13 protein-coding genes and 1 pseudogene are annotated in these 15,020 nt (G+C 74.3%); 4 read left to right on the plus strand and 10 right to left on the minus strand.

Going from position 1 to position 15,020, the window contains the following annotated elements:
• Positions 1-145: 145 nt before the first annotated feature.
• Both ACFVWU_RS01885 and ACFVWU_RS01890 read right to left on the minus strand, forming a co-directional pair.
• Entirely contained in the window at positions 146-1,111 is a 966-nt protein-coding gene (locus ACFVWU_RS01885; protein WP_387614117.1) for a hypothetical protein, read from the minus strand.
• Positions 1,112-1,268: 157 nt separating this feature from the next.
• Positions 1,269-1,772: an RNA polymerase sigma factor gene (locus tag ACFVWU_RS01890; protein ID WP_387614120.1), complete on the minus strand. Its 504-nt coding sequence runs from the start codon at positions 1,770-1,772 to the stop codon at positions 1,269-1,271.
• Positions 1,773-2,092: 320 nt separating this feature from the next.
• Between ACFVWU_RS01890 and ACFVWU_RS01895 the strand changes: the two genes are divergently transcribed.
• Complete coding sequence (locus tag ACFVWU_RS01895; RefSeq protein ID WP_387614123.1) at positions 2,093-2,464, plus strand: hypothetical protein; 372 nt, start codon at positions 2,093-2,095, stop codon at positions 2,462-2,464.
• A 166-nt stretch (positions 2,465-2,630) separates the two neighbouring features.
• On the opposite strand, the gene ACFVWU_RS01900 is transcribed toward ACFVWU_RS01895, so the two are convergent.
• From ACFVWU_RS01900 to ACFVWU_RS01930, 7 genes and pseudogenes are all read right to left on the minus strand, one after another.
• Entirely contained in the window at positions 2,631-3,302 is a 672-nt protein-coding gene (locus ACFVWU_RS01900; protein WP_387614125.1) for an ATP/GTP-binding protein, read from the minus strand.
• A pseudogene (locus ACFVWU_RS01905) lies at positions 3,283-3,657 on the minus strand (DUF742 domain-containing protein); the annotation flags it as partial. The pseudogene ACFVWU_RS01905 and the gene ACFVWU_RS01900, both read right to left, overlap by 20 nt.
• Positions 3,658-3,881: 224 nt before the next feature.
• Positions 3,882-4,292: a roadblock/LC7 domain-containing protein gene (locus tag ACFVWU_RS01910; RefSeq protein WP_387614128.1), complete on the minus strand. Its 411-nt coding sequence runs from the start codon at positions 4,290-4,292 to the stop codon at positions 3,882-3,884.
• Positions 4,289-7,069 (minus strand): nitrate- and nitrite sensing domain-containing protein, encoded by a 2,781-nt coding sequence (locus tag ACFVWU_RS01915; protein WP_387614131.1) that lies wholly within the window; start codon positions 7,067-7,069, stop codon positions 4,289-4,291. The genes ACFVWU_RS01910 and ACFVWU_RS01915 overlap by 4 nt, the downstream gene beginning before the upstream one ends.
• A 126-nt stretch (positions 7,070-7,195) precedes the next feature.
• Positions 7,196-8,059 (minus strand): MHYT domain-containing protein, encoded by an 864-nt coding sequence (locus ACFVWU_RS01920; RefSeq protein WP_387614134.1) that lies wholly within the window; start codon positions 8,057-8,059, stop codon positions 7,196-7,198.
• A 378-nt stretch (positions 8,060-8,437) separates the two neighbouring features.
• Complete coding sequence (locus ACFVWU_RS01925; protein ID WP_387614136.1) at positions 8,438-9,802, minus strand: cytochrome P450; 1,365 nt, start codon at positions 9,800-9,802, stop codon at positions 8,438-8,440.
• Positions 9,803-9,973: 171 nt separating this feature from the next.
• Positions 9,974-11,041 carry an RNA ligase (ATP) gene (locus ACFVWU_RS01930; protein ID WP_387614139.1) on the minus strand — a complete coding sequence of 356 codons (1,068 nt, stop codon included), beginning with the start codon at positions 11,039-11,041 and terminating at the stop codon, positions 9,974-9,976.
• A gap of 357 nt (positions 11,042-11,398) precedes the next feature.
• Between ACFVWU_RS01930 and modA the strand changes: the two genes are divergently transcribed.
• The 3 genes from modA (at position 11,399) to ACFVWU_RS01945 (ending at position 14,334) form a co-directional block, all read left to right on the plus strand.
• The gene (gene modA, locus ACFVWU_RS01935) at positions 11,399-12,247 is read left to right on the plus strand and encodes a molybdate ABC transporter substrate-binding protein (protein WP_387614141.1); all 849 of its coding nucleotides are present in this window, start codon (positions 11,399-11,401) and stop codon (positions 12,245-12,247) included.
• Positions 12,248-12,318: 71 nt separating this feature from the next.
• Positions 12,319-13,143 (plus strand): ABC transporter permease, encoded by an 825-nt coding sequence (locus tag ACFVWU_RS01940; RefSeq protein WP_387614519.1) that lies wholly within the window; start codon positions 12,319-12,321, stop codon positions 13,141-13,143.
• A 123-nt stretch (positions 13,144-13,266) separates the two neighbouring features.
• Positions 13,267-14,334, plus strand: coding sequence for an ABC transporter ATP-binding protein (locus tag ACFVWU_RS01945; RefSeq protein WP_387614144.1), 1,068 nt, complete (start codon positions 13,267-13,269; stop codon positions 14,332-14,334).
• 25 nt (positions 14,335-14,359) lie between these two features.
• Here ACFVWU_RS01945 and ACFVWU_RS01950 read toward each other — a convergent pair whose 3' ends face one another.
• The gene (locus ACFVWU_RS01950; RefSeq protein WP_387614521.1) at positions 14,360-15,019 is read right to left on the minus strand and encodes a response regulator; all 660 of its coding nucleotides are present in this window, start codon (positions 15,017-15,019) and stop codon (positions 14,360-14,362) included.
• Between the last annotated feature and the right edge of the window lies 1 nt (position 15,020).

Here is a 15,020-nt window from a genome sequence, read left to right on the forward strand (position 1 = left end):
GCTCGACACGGAGCTTCCTGGGCCCCTGCGGCTTCCGGTCCCTACGGATCTCGAACTCCATCGCACACCTTGAGCTCGGGTGTTGCGACGACCGTTAGAACCCAAGCGCCGGGCCGGGGGTTCTCCATGTCCGCCGCCGCCGCGGTCAGAACTCCTGCGAGCCGCTGACCGCCCAGGCCACCCCGCTCGCCGGATCCTCCAGCGCGAGGTGCAGGTGGCGCAGCCCGGCGGCCGGCTCCTGCCAGGTGAAGCAGCGCATCCGGGCCACCAGGGCGTTCACCTCGGTCCGGTCCGGCCCCTCCGCACCGGCCATCGCGCCCAGCGCCCGCCAGAGGCCCAGCCGCCCGTGCGCGCCGCCGTGGGTGCGGCCCACGGCGGCCGCCTGCACCAGCGCCGGGCAGGCGAGCGCGAACGGCAGGTACCCGCCGACCACCCGACGGCGCCGGGCCAGCACGGCGGCCGCCAACTGGGCCTGGCCGCGGACGCAGACCACCTCCACCCAGGGCGCGAGCGCGGACAGTTCGGCCAGCGCCCGGGTGACCCGCTGGCCGCCCAGCCGCCCGCCCGGTTCCGGCAGCTCGACCTCGCCCAGGCCCTCCCGACTGGCCGGCAGGGTCAGCAACGCGCTGCGTGCTCCCCCGCCGGGCAGGTACTCGCGCACCCGCGAGGCCTCGTCCCAGCCCGCCGCCTCCCACGGCTCCAACCGCAGCGGCACGCCGTCCGGGTCGGGCTCGGCCCCGTACGAGAGGTCCTCGCCGAGCAGCACCCGGGTGTGCGCGACCAGTCGGCGCACCGGGGCCGGGCCGAGCAACGGGGCCAGCCGCAGCCAGGAGTGCCGGGTCGCCAGGACCTCCCAGAGCGGGCCGGCGTCGTGGTCGGCCACCCCGGCGACCGTCCCCTCGCCGCCGTCCGCGTCGAACAGCCGGACGGCCAGTTCGGGCGGCGCCGAGTAGGCGATCAGGTGGCCGAGCGGCGCGGTCAGGTCCACGGCGGCCCGCTCCCCGGCCTGCACGACGGCGGCCGCCCGGCCCTGCCGGTAGGCGGCGAGCAGCTCGGGCCAGCGGCCGTCCTCGGCCAGGGCTCGCAGGCGGTGGTCCTCGTCCGTGATCACGATTTGAGCGTACGGGCCGGTGGCACGCATCAGCCGACTTGCCGTCAGTTCGGTGCGTCGGTGGCCCGGTCGGAGCCTTGTCCGGAGTCCTCGGATGCCATCCGGGCCGCATCCGGACGCCACCCCGGGCACCGCGCTCAGGCCCCGGGCACCGCGCTCAGGCCCCGTGCCGACGCTCGTGCTCCAGGACGGCGCGCAGCCGGCCGTGGGCGCGGCGCCGGGTGACGGCCAGGGTGCTGCGGTGCAGACCGAGCAGTTCGGCGGCCTCGTCGACGGAGTAGCCGTCGAGGTCCACCAGCACCACGACCCTGGCCTGCTTGGCCGTCAGGAAGCCGAGCAGCCGGACCACCTCCCAGCGGGCCTGCAGCTCGGCCATCCCGCCGGACGGCGGGTCGAGCGCGGACCGGCCGCGCTCCACCGCCTCGGCCAGCCCGGACACCTCGGGCAGCGCCACCCGGCGGCGCTCCCGGCGCCACTGGTCGCGCAGGATGTTGGTCATCGTGGTGAAGGCGTAGGCGTACGGCTGAGGATGGCTGAGGAACCGCTCCGGTCGGCGGGCGATCCGCAGGTAGGCGTCGTGGACGACGTCACCGGCAGCGAGCGGGTTTCCGGCGAGCATCTCGGCCGCCCGGTGGAGTCTGGGCAGAAGGTCGGTGAACATCCGGTTGAAATCGGCGGATTGGCGCTCGGTAGGACCCGAACCGAAGCCCTTCCCATGCCCGCCCGCATGTCGTCCGCTGCAATCCGCCATGCCGCTCTCCCCGGAAATCGGCATCCTGAACGCCCAGTTGGGGCCGGCCTCGGGCCGGCCAACCGGGCGGGTTGTGACGCGAGTCACATCATAGGTCGTCGTCTCACGCTGCGCAGTCATTCGTGTGCAATTCGTCATCGACCGGGCGGGAGGCGGGACTTCACCTCACCCGCCGTTCCGCCTGCCGGGGCGCTCCGCCCGATGGCAACCGTTGAACGAGGAGAAGTGCCATGCGAGGCTGCATCGCCAGGAAGATCGCCACCTTCGGGATGGCCACCGCGGCCGCCCTGGGCGTGCTCGGTTCCGCCACCCTGCCGGCCGCCGCGGCTCCGGCCGCCGACCAGACCATCACCCCCGGGGCCGCGGCGGCCTCGCCGCACGTCGTCGCCGTCCCCTACCACTGCGTGATCACCGCCAACTACGGCTGGCGCTGGGAGGGGTACTGCAACATCTACTCCGGCCAGCTGCGCACCATCACCTACTGCGCCAACGGCAACTACTCGGTCGGCCTGTGGATCGGCGCCCGACCGCAGGCCTGGGCGGTGTGGGGCAACTGCCCGGGGTCCACCTGGACGAAGATCGTGTTCCAGTGGCACAGCTGAGCGGGTAGGCGATGACAGCTGACGGATGACAGATTTCGAAATCTGTCATCCGTCAGCTGAACTCTGTTCGCTGAAGCCTGTTCGCCGACATCCGTTCGCTGAAATCCGCTGGCCCTCGTCCCACCCGACCAGTCGTCCCACCCGACCGACCGCCCCGCCGAGCCGGTCACCGGATCGGCGAGACCTCCTCGAGCAGCCGCGCGGTGTGCACCCGCCCCGCGTGCTCGACCAGGTTGATCAGCACCTCCTTCCCCGAGGCCCGCTGACGCGCATCGCACAACACCACCGGCGTCCCGGCGTCCAGGTCCAGCGCGCGGGCGACCTCCTCGGGACCGAACTCGCGCGTCCCCGCGAAACGGTTCACCGCGACCACGAACGGAATGCCCCGGTGCTCGAAGAAGTCCACGGCCGGGAAGCAGTCGGTCAGCCGCCGAGTGTCGGCCAGCACCACCGCACCGAGCGCGCCCTGCGCCAGCTCGTCCCAGAGGAACCAGAACCGGTCCTGCCCCGGAGTGCCGAACAGGTAGACCGCCAGGCCCTCGCGAATGGTGATCCGGCCGAAGTCCATCGCCACCGTGGTGGTGGTCTTGCGCTCGACGCCGTCGAGGTCGTCCACCCCGCGCCCGGCTTCGGTCAGCCGCTCCTCGGTGCGCAGCGGCCGGATCTCGCTGACGGCGCCGACCAGCGTCGTCTTGCCGACCCCGAAGCCGCCCGCCACCAGGATCTTGAGCGCGAGCACGGAGTCGGCCGGGTCCACCGGGTCGGACAGTCGGCGGTCGGACGGCTGGCGGTCGGACGGCTGGCAGTCGGACGGGTGGTCAGAGTGCACGGAGTCCATGGATGACCTCCTGGAGGATGCGCTCGTCGGGGAGCAGGGCGGGCGGGACGGGGCGGCTGACCCGGACGAGCCCGGCGGCCAGCAGGTCGCCGAGCAGCACCCGCACGACGCCCAACGGCAGGTCGAGGTCGGCGGCCAGCTCGGCCACGGACAGCGGCGTGCCCCGGCACAGGCCGAGGATGCGCGCCTGCTCCGGGCCGACCGGTGGCTCGGGCGTGTCCGGGGTGAGCGCCGGGTCGGGCAGGTCGGACACGACCACGGCGATCAGGTCGAACTGCCGCTCGCCCACGCCGGTCCGACCCCTGGTCATCGTGTACGGCCGGACGAGCGGCCCGGCCTCGTCGTCGTACCAGCGGGCCCGGTGGGCGGCGGCGAGCGGGTTTCGGGAGCGTTCGCCGGACTCGGCCCGTGGCTGCTCCGGATGCCGCTGGTGGTACGGATGGAACGCGGGCGCCGACCCGTACCGGTGATCCGGTTCATACGGACGATCCGACTCCGACGGCTGGTCAGACCCGTACGAGCGGTCCGGTCGGTAGGGGCGGTCCGCCGGGTACGGCCGGTCCGGTCGGGGCACCGGGCTCACCCGCCGTACACCACGCGGGGCGCGGCGCTCAGGTGCTCCCCGACCCGGCGGACCAGTCTGGCCATCTCGTAGGCGATCAGCCCGAGGTCGGCCCGGGCGCTCGCGAACACGGCCAGGCAGGTGCCCTCCCCGGCCGCCGCGACGAGCAGGTAGCCGCCCTCCAGCTCGACCATGGTCTGACGGACTTCGCCCGCGCCGAAGTGCCGGCCGGCGCCCTTGGCCAGACTGTGGAAGCCGGAGGCGACAGCGGCGAGGTGCTCGCCGTCCTCTCTGTCCAGTCCGGTCGAGGTGCCCATGGCCAGGCCGTCGGCGGAGAGCATCACGGCGAACCGGACCTCGGGGGCGCGCTGGACCAACTCGTCCAGGAGCCAGTTCAGTTCCCCCGCGCGGTGGGTGGTGCCGATCACGGACGGTCTCCTTCGGGTCGGGGCGAGGACGGATGGTGGCGCGGCGGCCGGGGCAGGGCCGGGTCGGCCGGCGGGTCCTCGGGCCGCCGGTCAGGGCGCAGTCCGCGTGCCCAGCCGCTCTGGAAGGCGGACATCGCCGCGCGCGCCGCCTCCGGGCTGCGACCCTCGGGCGCCGGACCGGCGACCCCGGAAGCCCCGGCGACGGTGGTCCGGCGGGTGCGCGGGGCCGGTCCGGCCGGGGCCTCGCGCAGTTGGGGAACCAGGCTCGCCTGCCGCACTCGACGCGGCAACTCCTCTGGCCCGCCGCCCGGTTGTGATTCTCCGGCCGCCGGCACGGCCGCCGTGCGGTACGGCTGCGGCGGACCGGACTGCGGACGGGAGGCGGCACCCTGGCCCCCGTCCGCAGCCGGTCCGGCCGTCCGGGCGCCGGAGGCCCGGAAGGGGGTGCGGCGCACCGGCCCGGGGTCGCCGCCCCGGACGCCGAAGGCCAGCAGCGCCCCACCCTCCGGCAGCGGCCCACCCGCCGCCGGAAGCTCGATCTCCGTCACCCCGCCACCGGGGAAGGCCAGGCCCTCGGCCGGGAGGGGTGCGGGCTCCGGTCCCGTCGCGGCGGTCGGCGGCTCCGGGAAGGCCAGGCTCTCCGGCACAGCCATCCATTCCGGGGCGGCCGGACCGGCCGGAGCGGTGACGACGTCCAACTCCGCTACCGAGTCGAAGGATTGCGCCCCGCCGTGCCGCTCGTCGGCCAGCACCCCGGTGGGCAGCAGGACCACGGCGGTGGTGCCGCCGTACGCGGAGGTCACCAGCGAGACCCTGACGTCGTGCCGCCGGGCGAGCCGACTGACCACGAACAGGCCGAGCCGGTCGCTGTCGAACAGGTCGGCCTGCTCGGCGGCGGCGATCCGGCGGTTGGCGGCGGCCAGCTGGGCCGCTCCCATGCCGAGGCCGCGGTCCTCGATCTCCAACGCGTAGCCGTTGCCGACCTGTTCGCCCCGGATGTGCACCCGGGTGTGCGGCGGGGAGAACCCGGTGGCGTTCTCGACCAGTTCGGCCACCAGGTGGGTGAGGTCGGCGACGGCGTGGCCGACCACGGCGGCCCGCGGCAGCGGGTGCACCTCGACCCTGGCGTACTCCTCGACCTCCGAGACGGCCGCGCGCACCACGTCCACCAGGGGGACGGGCCGGCGCCAGGCCCGGCCGGGGACGGCCCCGGAGAGGATGATCAGGCCCTCCGCGTGGCGTCGCATCCGGGTGGTGAGGTGGTCGAGACGGAACAGGTCGGCCAGCTCGGACGGGTCCTCGGTGCGCCGCTCCATGGCGTCCAGAAGGGTGAGTTGGCGGTGCACGAGGACCTGGCTGCGGCGCGCGAGGTTGACGAACACCCCGGAGACCCCGGACAGCACCTCGGCCCGTTCCACCGCCGCCGTGACGGCCGCCCGTTGGACGGTGCCGAGCGCCCGGTGCACCTGGCCGATCTCGTCGTCGCGACCCACCGGGCGGGGCGCCTCGGCCTCGATGTCCACCTCCTCCCCCGCGCGCAGCTTCCGGATCGTGGCGGGCAGTTTGCGGCCGGCCAGGTCAAGTGCCGAGTTCCGCAGGCCGATCAGCTCGGTGACCAGGCCGCGGCCGATCTGCACCGAGATCACCAGCGAGGCGACCACCCCGAGCAGACCGAGCAGCACAGCGATCCCGGCCGGTGTGAACAGGCCCAGGGCGTAGGGGTTCTGGCGCTCGGCGGCGAGCCGTCCGGCCCGGTCCTCGACGGCGCGCAGGCCACCGGTCACGTTCCCGGCCACCATCGCCCACCGGTCGGCGGGCACGGCGGCGACGGCGGCCCGGCCGTCGGCGGCGGTACGGACCGTGTCCTCGTAGCCGACCAGCTCCCGGTGGTCCTGGCCGTCGGTGACGGCGAGCAGCGCGTCCCGGTCGGCGGGGCGCAGGTCGGCGGCCGTACCCTGCTCGAACTCGCGCCGGGCGAAGACCGTGCCGGAGAACTCGCGGAGCTGGTCGTCGCCGAGCGCGCCGGAGAGCTGGGCGGTGCGCAGCAACGCGTCCTCACGGGTGAGGAGTTCGCGGGAACGGGCGAGGTCCAGCAGCACCCGGGTGTCGGCGGCCGACCTGCCGTCCTGCTGCGGGGCGACGGCGCCGGACACGGCGAGCGCCCGGTCCACGGCCGCGCCGTACGCGGCGTACGCCTCGGGCCAGCCGACGGTCCGGGCCAGCACCCGGGCGCGCAGCTCGGGCAGGGCGGCGAGGGAGGTGCCGAGGGCGTCCAGGCGGGCGGCGGCGTCGGCGCCCAGACCCTGGGCGTCCGCGCGATTGTAGCCCTGGCCCGGGTGGCGGGGGTCGGGGAACAGCGGGGCGAGCGCCCGGTCGGTGGTGTCGGCGGCCTCGCGCAGGGCGCTCTCCCGAGCGGCGGACGGGGCGGAGGGCGCGGAGGGCGCGGAGGGCGCGGCGCCCGGGGTGGCCAACAGCTGGCCGGCGGCGGCGCGTTCGGCCTGAAGGCCGGCGACCGTCCCGGCGACGGGCGCGAGCAGGGTGCGCTGGGCGTCGCGCAAGCGCAGCAGGTCCCAGACGCCCTGGGCGGTGGTGACGGTCGCGAAACTCCAGAGGGCGATGACGGAGACGACCGGGACCATCAGCAGGGCGATGATCCGGGCCCGGACGGTCCGGGGACGCAGCCCGCGCAGCCAGGGCCCGGGGCGCGGTGGACGGGCGGGCGGCCCGGCGTGGGCACCCCGGCGGGCCCCGGGGGCGGTACCGCGGTCTTCTCGCATGGGTGAGGGGCCTTTCGGGCGGGGGCTGGCGTCGGACGGGAACGGACTTCGGCCGGAACGGACGTCGGCGGTACCGGACGTCGACGGGGAACGGCGCCGGACGGGGAGCGCCCCGAGCGCGGCCGCTCAGGCGGCGCGGTCGTGGCTCTCGGAGCCGTGGCGGTACGGGTCGAGGAGTCCCGCGCCCGGGAGCTCGACGTCGGGGTGGGCGGGCGGCGCCGGGAACTCCTCGATGGTCAGCTCGCCCGCCGCCAGGTAGCCGGCCCGCTCCTGGGCGGTCGGGGAGAGCGCGACGAAAGCCGAGGCGAGGAAGAGGAAGGAGCCGAGGCCGACGGCGAGCGGGAAGACGAACTCCATCGGACTGACCCCGCCGAGGCCGGTGCGGGCGGGGTCCAGCTGGACGTGCACGGCAGCCATGCCGGTGTAGTGCATGCAGCTGACGGCGAGCCCCATGGCCAGCGAGGCGGCCACCGCCGCGTACACGTTGCGGATGGTGACGGCGGCCCAGAGCGCGGCGGTGGCGGCGCCGACCGCGACCAGCACGGACAGCGCGACCGTTCCGGCGTCGTAGCGCAGCCCGCCGTGCATCCGGACGGCGGCCATCCCGAGGTAGTGCATCGCGGCGACGCCGACCCCGGTGGTGAAGCCGCCGCCGAGCAGGGCGAGGCCCCGGTGCCTGCCGTAGGTGACGACGGTCAGGCCGAGGCCGGTGACCAGCACCGCGACGACCAGGCTGAGCACGGTCAGCGGCACGTTGTAGCGCAGCTCGGTGCCGTCCACGGTGAAGCCGAACATGGCGACGAAGTGCATGGTCCAGATGCCGGAGCCGATCGCCGCGGCGGCGGTGACCAGCCAGTTCCGGCGGACAGCGCCGCTCGCGGCGAGGCCGCGCAGGGTGCAGCGCAGCCCGAGGGCGGCGCCGGCGCAGGCCATCAGGTACGAGAGGACGGGTGTCAGCCAGCCGAAGCTGAAGTGGTTCAGGGTGCCCATGGGACCTCCGGTCGACCGGTCAGGCCCGGAGCGGTACGCGGTGCGCCCGGGCTCCCCCGGCCGGGCGGACTGCACGCGGGGCATATGCCATTCGCATGTGCGCTTTCGACCTGGGGTGCGTGGGACGCTACCGAGGGGCCGGAATCGTCCACCCGAAGATCTGAAAAGCTGCCCGCACGGCAGGGGCGATGTGTTCGAATGACCCGGTCGTGTGCCCAGATCCGCCGTGGAACCCCGGCATGGAACCACCCGGCGAACGACCAACGGCGGGCTGCGAACAGCGGACAACAGACAGCAAACAACGAACAGCGGACAGATAACAGATTTCGAAATCTGTTATCTGTCCGCTGAACGCCGAACCCCGCCAGCTGTCAGCCGTCAGCCCACGGCCGCCACCCGCACCCGCATCGCACTCGCCGCCCGCAGCGTGATGCCCTGCGCGAGCGCCACCCGCTGGTCCACCACCTCCATGTCGAAGTCCCGCAGTAGCACCCCGAGGGTCAGCACCGCCTCCAGCATCGAGAAGTGCTGCCCGATGCACGCCCGCGGTCCCCCGCCGAACGGGAACCAGGCGTACCGGTGCCGGGCCTTCTCCTCCTCCGGCAGGAACCGGTCCGGGTCGAAGCGCTCCGGCTCCACCCAGTGGTCCGGGTGCCGCTGGGTGACCAGCGGTGCGACCACGACCTGGGCCCCCGCCGGGATGACGTACCCGTCGATGACCGTCTCCTCGACCGCCCTCCGCCCGACCAGCGCCGCCGCCGGGAAGAGCCGCATCGACTCCTTCAGCACCCGGGTGATGTACGGCAGCCGCTCCAGGTCCGCCGCCGTCGGCGCCCGCCCGGCCAGGACGGTCCGCGCCTCCTCCTGCGCGAGCTTGCGCTGCTCCGGGTGCTTGGCCAGCAGATGCAGCGCGAAGGCCAGCGAGGTGGCCGTGGTCTCGTGCCCGGCGAGCAGGAACACCAGGACCTGGTCCCGAAGTTCAGCCGGATCCAGCCGCTCCCCGTCCTCGCCGCGGGCCCTTCCGAGCAGCGTCAGCAGGTCGTCCGCGTCCTCGTCGCCACCCCCGCGCGCGGCCCGCTCGGCAATGATCCGGTCACAGATCTCGTACAGCGCCCGCTGCGCCTCGGCGCCGCGCCGGTTGCCGGGCGTCGGCCAGTTGCGCGGGAGCCGGACCGGTGCGAAGCCGCGCTCCTTGATGTACTCGCCGAGCGCCGGGAAGCTGCGGTTCACCACCTCCACCGCCTCCTCCACGTCGGCGCCGAAGAGGATCCGCGCCACCGCGCGCAGCGCGAACCGCGACATCTCCTCCGCCGCGTCCACCACCCCGTCCGGCGCGGCCCGCCACCGCTCGGCGAGCGCCTGCGCCTCCCGGGCGAGCGCGTCGGCGTAGCCGTCCACCCGGCGCCGGGTGAACAGCGGCTGGACCAGCCGACGCTGGCGCAGGTAGTCGCCGTCCTGGCTGGTGAGGAGCCCGTTGCCGACGCTGGTCCGCAGCTCGTCGTAGAAGTTGTTCTCCTTGCGGAAGTTGGCCGCCTCGGCGCCCAGCACCTGGTGGACGCCCTCGGGCGAGAACACCCCGTAGAACTCGACGCGCAGGCCGGGCGGTCCGGCCTGGAAGCGCACCACGTCCCCGTAGTCGCGACGGGCCGCGAGGTAGGTGCGCAGCGGACGGCGGGTGAGGTCGAAGAGCGAGCCGACCAGGGGGTTCCCGACCGGTCCGGGTACGGCGGCTGCGGTGGTCATCGGCACTCCTTCTGCGCTGGCGATCCCTCAACCTTACTGACGGGTATTCAGCCGTGGAAGCGTCGGGCACAAACGCGCGGGCGGGCACGCATCGTGCGCACCCGCCCCAACCACGCACCCGACCCGACCACGCACCGGACCCGATCCGACCGCGAGCACCGGGCGCCCGGCTCACTCGTACTCGGTGCCGCCCTTGCGCGTCAGATAGGCGTCGCTGACCACCTTGGCGATCGCCCGCCCGCCCAGCACCGGGCTCCAGCGCTCGGCGACCGGCCGGACCACCACGCCCTCGCGCAGGTGGAGTTCGCGCCCGGAGTGGGCCTCCCTGCCCTGCGCGTACGCCAGCACCGTCGCGGCGTCGAACGGCCCGCGCCACAGCTCGGGCACCAACGGCAGTTCGCCGTCCAGCACTTCGGCGGCGGGAAGCCAGGTCAGCTGCCCGTCAACCACGGCCGACACGTCGAACGCGGCGTAGCCGGGCCGTTCGGTGCGCGCGGAGGCCCCGTACGTCAGGTCCTGGACGCCCTCGCCGAATACCTCGCCGAAGATGCCGACCCGCTCGGCGCCCAGCCGCCCGGCCAGTCGGGCCGCCACCTCCGCGATGCCGTACCCGCGCACCGCCCGCCAGTACAGGTTGCGCGCGTCCTCGGCCAGCGCCAGCCCCTGCGCGCCGATCCCCTTGGAGGAGACCTGCACCCCACCGGTGGCGGCGGTGTAGGTGACCAGGCAGCAACTGCCGTGCAGCTTCTCGGTCAGCACCACCGGCTCGCCCGGCTCGAAGACGTCCGGGTAGCGCTTGAGGTTCTCGACGTCCACCCAGGGCAGCAGGTCCGGCGCGCTGACCACCTCTCCGCTCATCGAAGTCGGCACCGGCGGCTGCCACTTGACGATCCCGAGCAGCTCGGCGAAGTCCTCGCCCCGGTCCGCGGCCCCGGCCAGGTCGGTGTCGGCGAGCGCGGCGGGCCGGCAGACGATGCCCTGGGAGAGCTCTCCGCGCAGCCGTACCGCCTTGACCCGGTTCGCCCGCGCACCGGCCAGCTTGCCGGTCAGACCGATCTCCTCGATCAACTCATCCGGGAGGACGGCCTGTTCGGGGATGTAGAGGGCGATGTCGCCGGTCCGGTAGGCGCCCTTCGCGACCACCGCACGGTAGAGGCCGACCTGCGCCAACTCCAGGGCATCGGCGTTCGGGTGCTCGAGAATGACCAGCTTCTCGGCGGTGACGCGAAGTGTGGACATGGGTGGACTCCTCCCCTGGGCTCGGCCGTTGGGCCCGGCGCGACCGCTCCTCGGTCGTACGGCCGGACTGCGAACACTCTGGCCGTTCGACCGGCCTCGGTGCGACGCATTTTCCACACCGGGACCACCTGCCACCCCCGCCGAACGGTCCGCCCCGCCGGACCGTCCGCGAACACGAACCGTCCGTGCACGTTTGAGCCTTTCCACAGCGGGCCCGAGCCCCTCACCCCAGCCCGTCTGTGCGAAGCAACAGAGGATTTATCGCTCGCATCTGCGGCACTATGATCGCCGTCATGGCCGCATCTGCGGTCACACCTCCGCGCCCCTTCCGGCGCGAACCCTGGAGGGGAAGCACTGATGAGCACCCGCACCACCGCCGGCCGCAGACTCGCCGTCGCCGTCGCGGCGGCCCTCGCCCTCAGCCTCGGGGTCACCGCCTGCGACAGCGACGGCGGCTCCACCTCCTCGGCCGCGAGCAGCGGCGCGAGCACCACGGGCGGCGCGACCGGCAACAGCAGCGCCCCGAAGGCCCACGGCGACATCACCGTGTTCGCCGCTGCCTCGCTCAAGGAGACCTTCACCGACCTCGGCAAGAAGTTCGAGGCCGCCAACCCGGGCACCAAGGTCACGTTCAACTTCGGCGGCAGCTCCGCCCTCGCCACCAGCATCAACTCGGGTGCCCCGGCGGACGTCTTCGCCGCCGCCAGCCCGGCCACCATGAAGACCGTCACCGACGCGGGCGGCGCCGGCGGCGAGCCGAAGACCTTCGTGAAGAACACCCTCACCATCGCCGTGCCCAAGGGCAACCCCAAGCACATCGCGGGCCTGAAGGACCTCACCGCCCCGGGCGTGAAGGTCGCGCTGTGCGCAAAGGAGGTGCCCTGCGGCGCCGCCGCCCAGACCGCGCTGAAGGCCGCGGGCCTCAACCTCACCCCGGTCACCCTGGAGCAGGACGTCAAGGGTGCCCTCACCAAGGTCGAGCTCGGCGAGGTCGACGCCTCGCTGGTGTACAAGACCGATGTGCAGTCCGATGCTGCGAAGATCGACGGTGTGGACTTCCCCGAGGCCGACAAGGCCGTGAACGACTACCCGATCGCCGCGCTCGCCAAGGCGCCGAACAAGGACGGCGCCGCCGCCTTTGTCGCCTACATCCAGTCGCCCGAGGCCAAGCAGGTGCTGACCACGGCGGGCTTCCAGGCACCGTGAACAAGCGCACCACCGGCCGCGACGGCAACCGTGCCGACGGCCGCGACGGCTCCGGGGACCACGGCGCCCCGGTGACGGCAGGACCCGCGAGGGCCCTGCCGCGCCGCCGCCCGGGCACGCAGCGCGTCCCGGCCACGTTGCTGCTCCCGGCGCTGCTCGGGCTGGCGTTCCTGGTCCTCCCGCTGGTGGGCCTGCTGGTCCGAGCGCCGTGGAGCGGCCTGTCCGAGCAGCTCACCAGCACGGCCGTCTGGGAAGCCCTGCGGCTGTCGCTGATCTGCGCGACGGCCGCCACCGCGGTCTCGCTGGTCCTCGGCGTCCCGCTGGCCTGGCTGCTCGCCCGCACCGAGCTGCCCGGCCGGCGGGTGATCCGGGCGCTGGTCACCCTGCCGCTGGTGCTGCCGCCGGTGGTCGGCGGTGTGGCGCTGCTGCTGGTGCTGGGGCGGCGCGGGATCGTCGGCTCCTGGCTGGACTCCGCCTTCGGCGTCACCCTGCCTTTCACCACCACCGGGGTCGTGATCGCCGAGGCCTTCGTGGCGATGCCCTTCCTGGTGATCAGCGTCGAGGGCGCGCTGCGGGCGGCCGACCCCCGCTACGAGGAGGCCGCCGCGACCCTGGGCGCCTCCCGGCTGACCGCGTTCCGCCGGGTCACCCTGCCGATGATCGCCCCGGGGATCGCCGCCGGGGCCGTCCTGGCCTGGGCCCGGGCACTCGGCGAGTTCGGCGCGACGATCACCTTCGCGGGCAACTTCCCTGGCCGCACCCAGACCATGCCGCTGGCCGTCTACCTGGCCATGGAGTCCGATCCGGAGGCCGCGATCGCGCTGTCACTGGTCCTGCTGGCGGTCTCCGTCGCCGTCCTGGTCGGCCTGCGCGACCGCTGGATGTCGACTCCTTGACCCGACCCACCCCCTGAACCGCCCCCCGGACCGAACCGGCCCCGAACCGACCCTGAGCCGAACCGACCCCGAACCGAACGAACCGGCCCCTGAACCGAGATGCAGAGCCGAAATGCAGAGCCGATGAGCACCCCGAGCCCCGCCCTGGACGCCCGCCTCCGGGTGGACCGCGCCGCGTTCACCCTCGACCTCGCACTCGCCGCCGCCCCCGGCGAGGTGGTCGCGCTGCTCGGCCCGAACGGCGCCGGCAAGTCCACCGCCCTGCGCGCACTGGCCGGCCTGCTCCCGCTCACTGGCGGCCACCTGCGCCTGGACGGCCGCGTCCTGGAGGACCCGGCGCAGCGCCTGCACACCCCCGCCGAGGCGCGGCCGGTCGGCGTGGTGTTCCAGGACTACCTGCTGTTCCCGCACCTCAGCGCCCTCGACAACGTCGCCTTCGGCCCGCGCTGCCAGGGCCGCCCGAAGCGCGAGGCCCGGGCCGAGGCCGCGGCCTGGCTGGACCGGATGGGCCTGGCCGAGCACGCCGCGGTACGTCCGGGCCGGCTCTCCGGCGGCCAGGCGCAGCGGGTGGCGCTCGCCCGGGCGCTGGCCGTCCGGCCCCGGCTGCTCCTGCTGGACGAGCCGCTGGCCGCCCTGGACGCCCGCACCCGGCTCGACGTACGGGCCCAACTGAGGCGCCACCTGGCGGAGTTCGAGGCAGTGGCAGTGCTGGTGACGCACGACCCGCTGGACGCCATGGTGCTGGCCGACCGGCTGGTGGTGATCGAGGACGGCCGGGAGGTGCAGTCCGGCAGCCCGGCAGAGGTCGCCCGGCGGCCGCGCACCGACTACATCGCCCGCCTGGTCGGACTGAACCTGTACCAGGGCCGGGCCGAGGGCCCCCAGGTCACCCTCCCGGACGGCACGGTCGTGGCCACCGCCGAGGAGCTGACCGGTCCGGCCTTCGTGGCCTTTCCGCCCTCCGCGGTGACCCTGTACCGGGAGCGGCCGCAGTCCAGTGCCCGCAACCTGTGGAAGGCCGAGGTCACCGGCCTGGACCTGCACGGCGACCAGGTGCGCGCCGAGCTGTCCGGGGAGCTGCCGATGGCCGCCGACCTCACCCCGGCCGCGGTCGCGGAGTTGGGGCTGGCGCCGGGGGCGGCGGTCTGGGCCTCGGTCAAGGCCGCCCAGACCCACGCCTACCCGGCCTGACCGCGCGGCCGGCCGGCCGCCGGGGTCATTCCGACGGCTCGACGAACCCCGACTCGTACGCCGCGATCACCGCCTGGGTGCGGTCCCGCGCGCCGAGCTTCGCCAGCACGCTGCTGACGTGTGTCTTCACCGTCTGCACCCCGAGGAACAGTTGCTCGGCGATCTCCCCGTTGCTGAGCCCGCGCGCCATCAGCCGCAGCACCTCCGCCTCGCGCTCGGTCAGCGCCGCCCGGGTCATGGCTGCGCGGGCGGTGGGGTTGCCGTGCCCGGCCGCCAGGCGGCGGATCGCGGCCGGGAACAGCAGCGACTCGCCCGCCGCCACCAGCCGTACCGCGTGGGCGATCTCGGCCGGGCGGGAGCGCTTGAGCAGGAAGCCGTCGGCGCCCGCGCGCAGCGCCTGGTAGACGTAGTCGTCGTTCTCGAAGGTGGTCACCACCAGGATCCGCGGCGGCCGCTCCCCCGACCCGTCGGGGCGCAGCAGCTCGCGGGTGGCCGCCAGTCCGTCCAGGACGGGCATCCGGACGTCCATCAGCACCACCTGCGGGCGCAGCGCGCGGGCCAGGGCCACCGCCTCCGCGCCGTCGGCCGCCTCGCCGACGACCCGCAGGTCGCCCTGGGCCTCCAGGACGGCCCGCATCCCGACCCGGACCAGCTCCTCGTCGTCGGCGAGCAGGATGTCGGTCATC

The sequence above is a fragment of the Kitasatospora sp. NPDC058190 genome (assembly GCF_042883685.1).
Lineage (GTDB): Bacteria > Actinomycetota > Actinomycetes > Streptomycetales > Streptomycetaceae > Kitasatospora.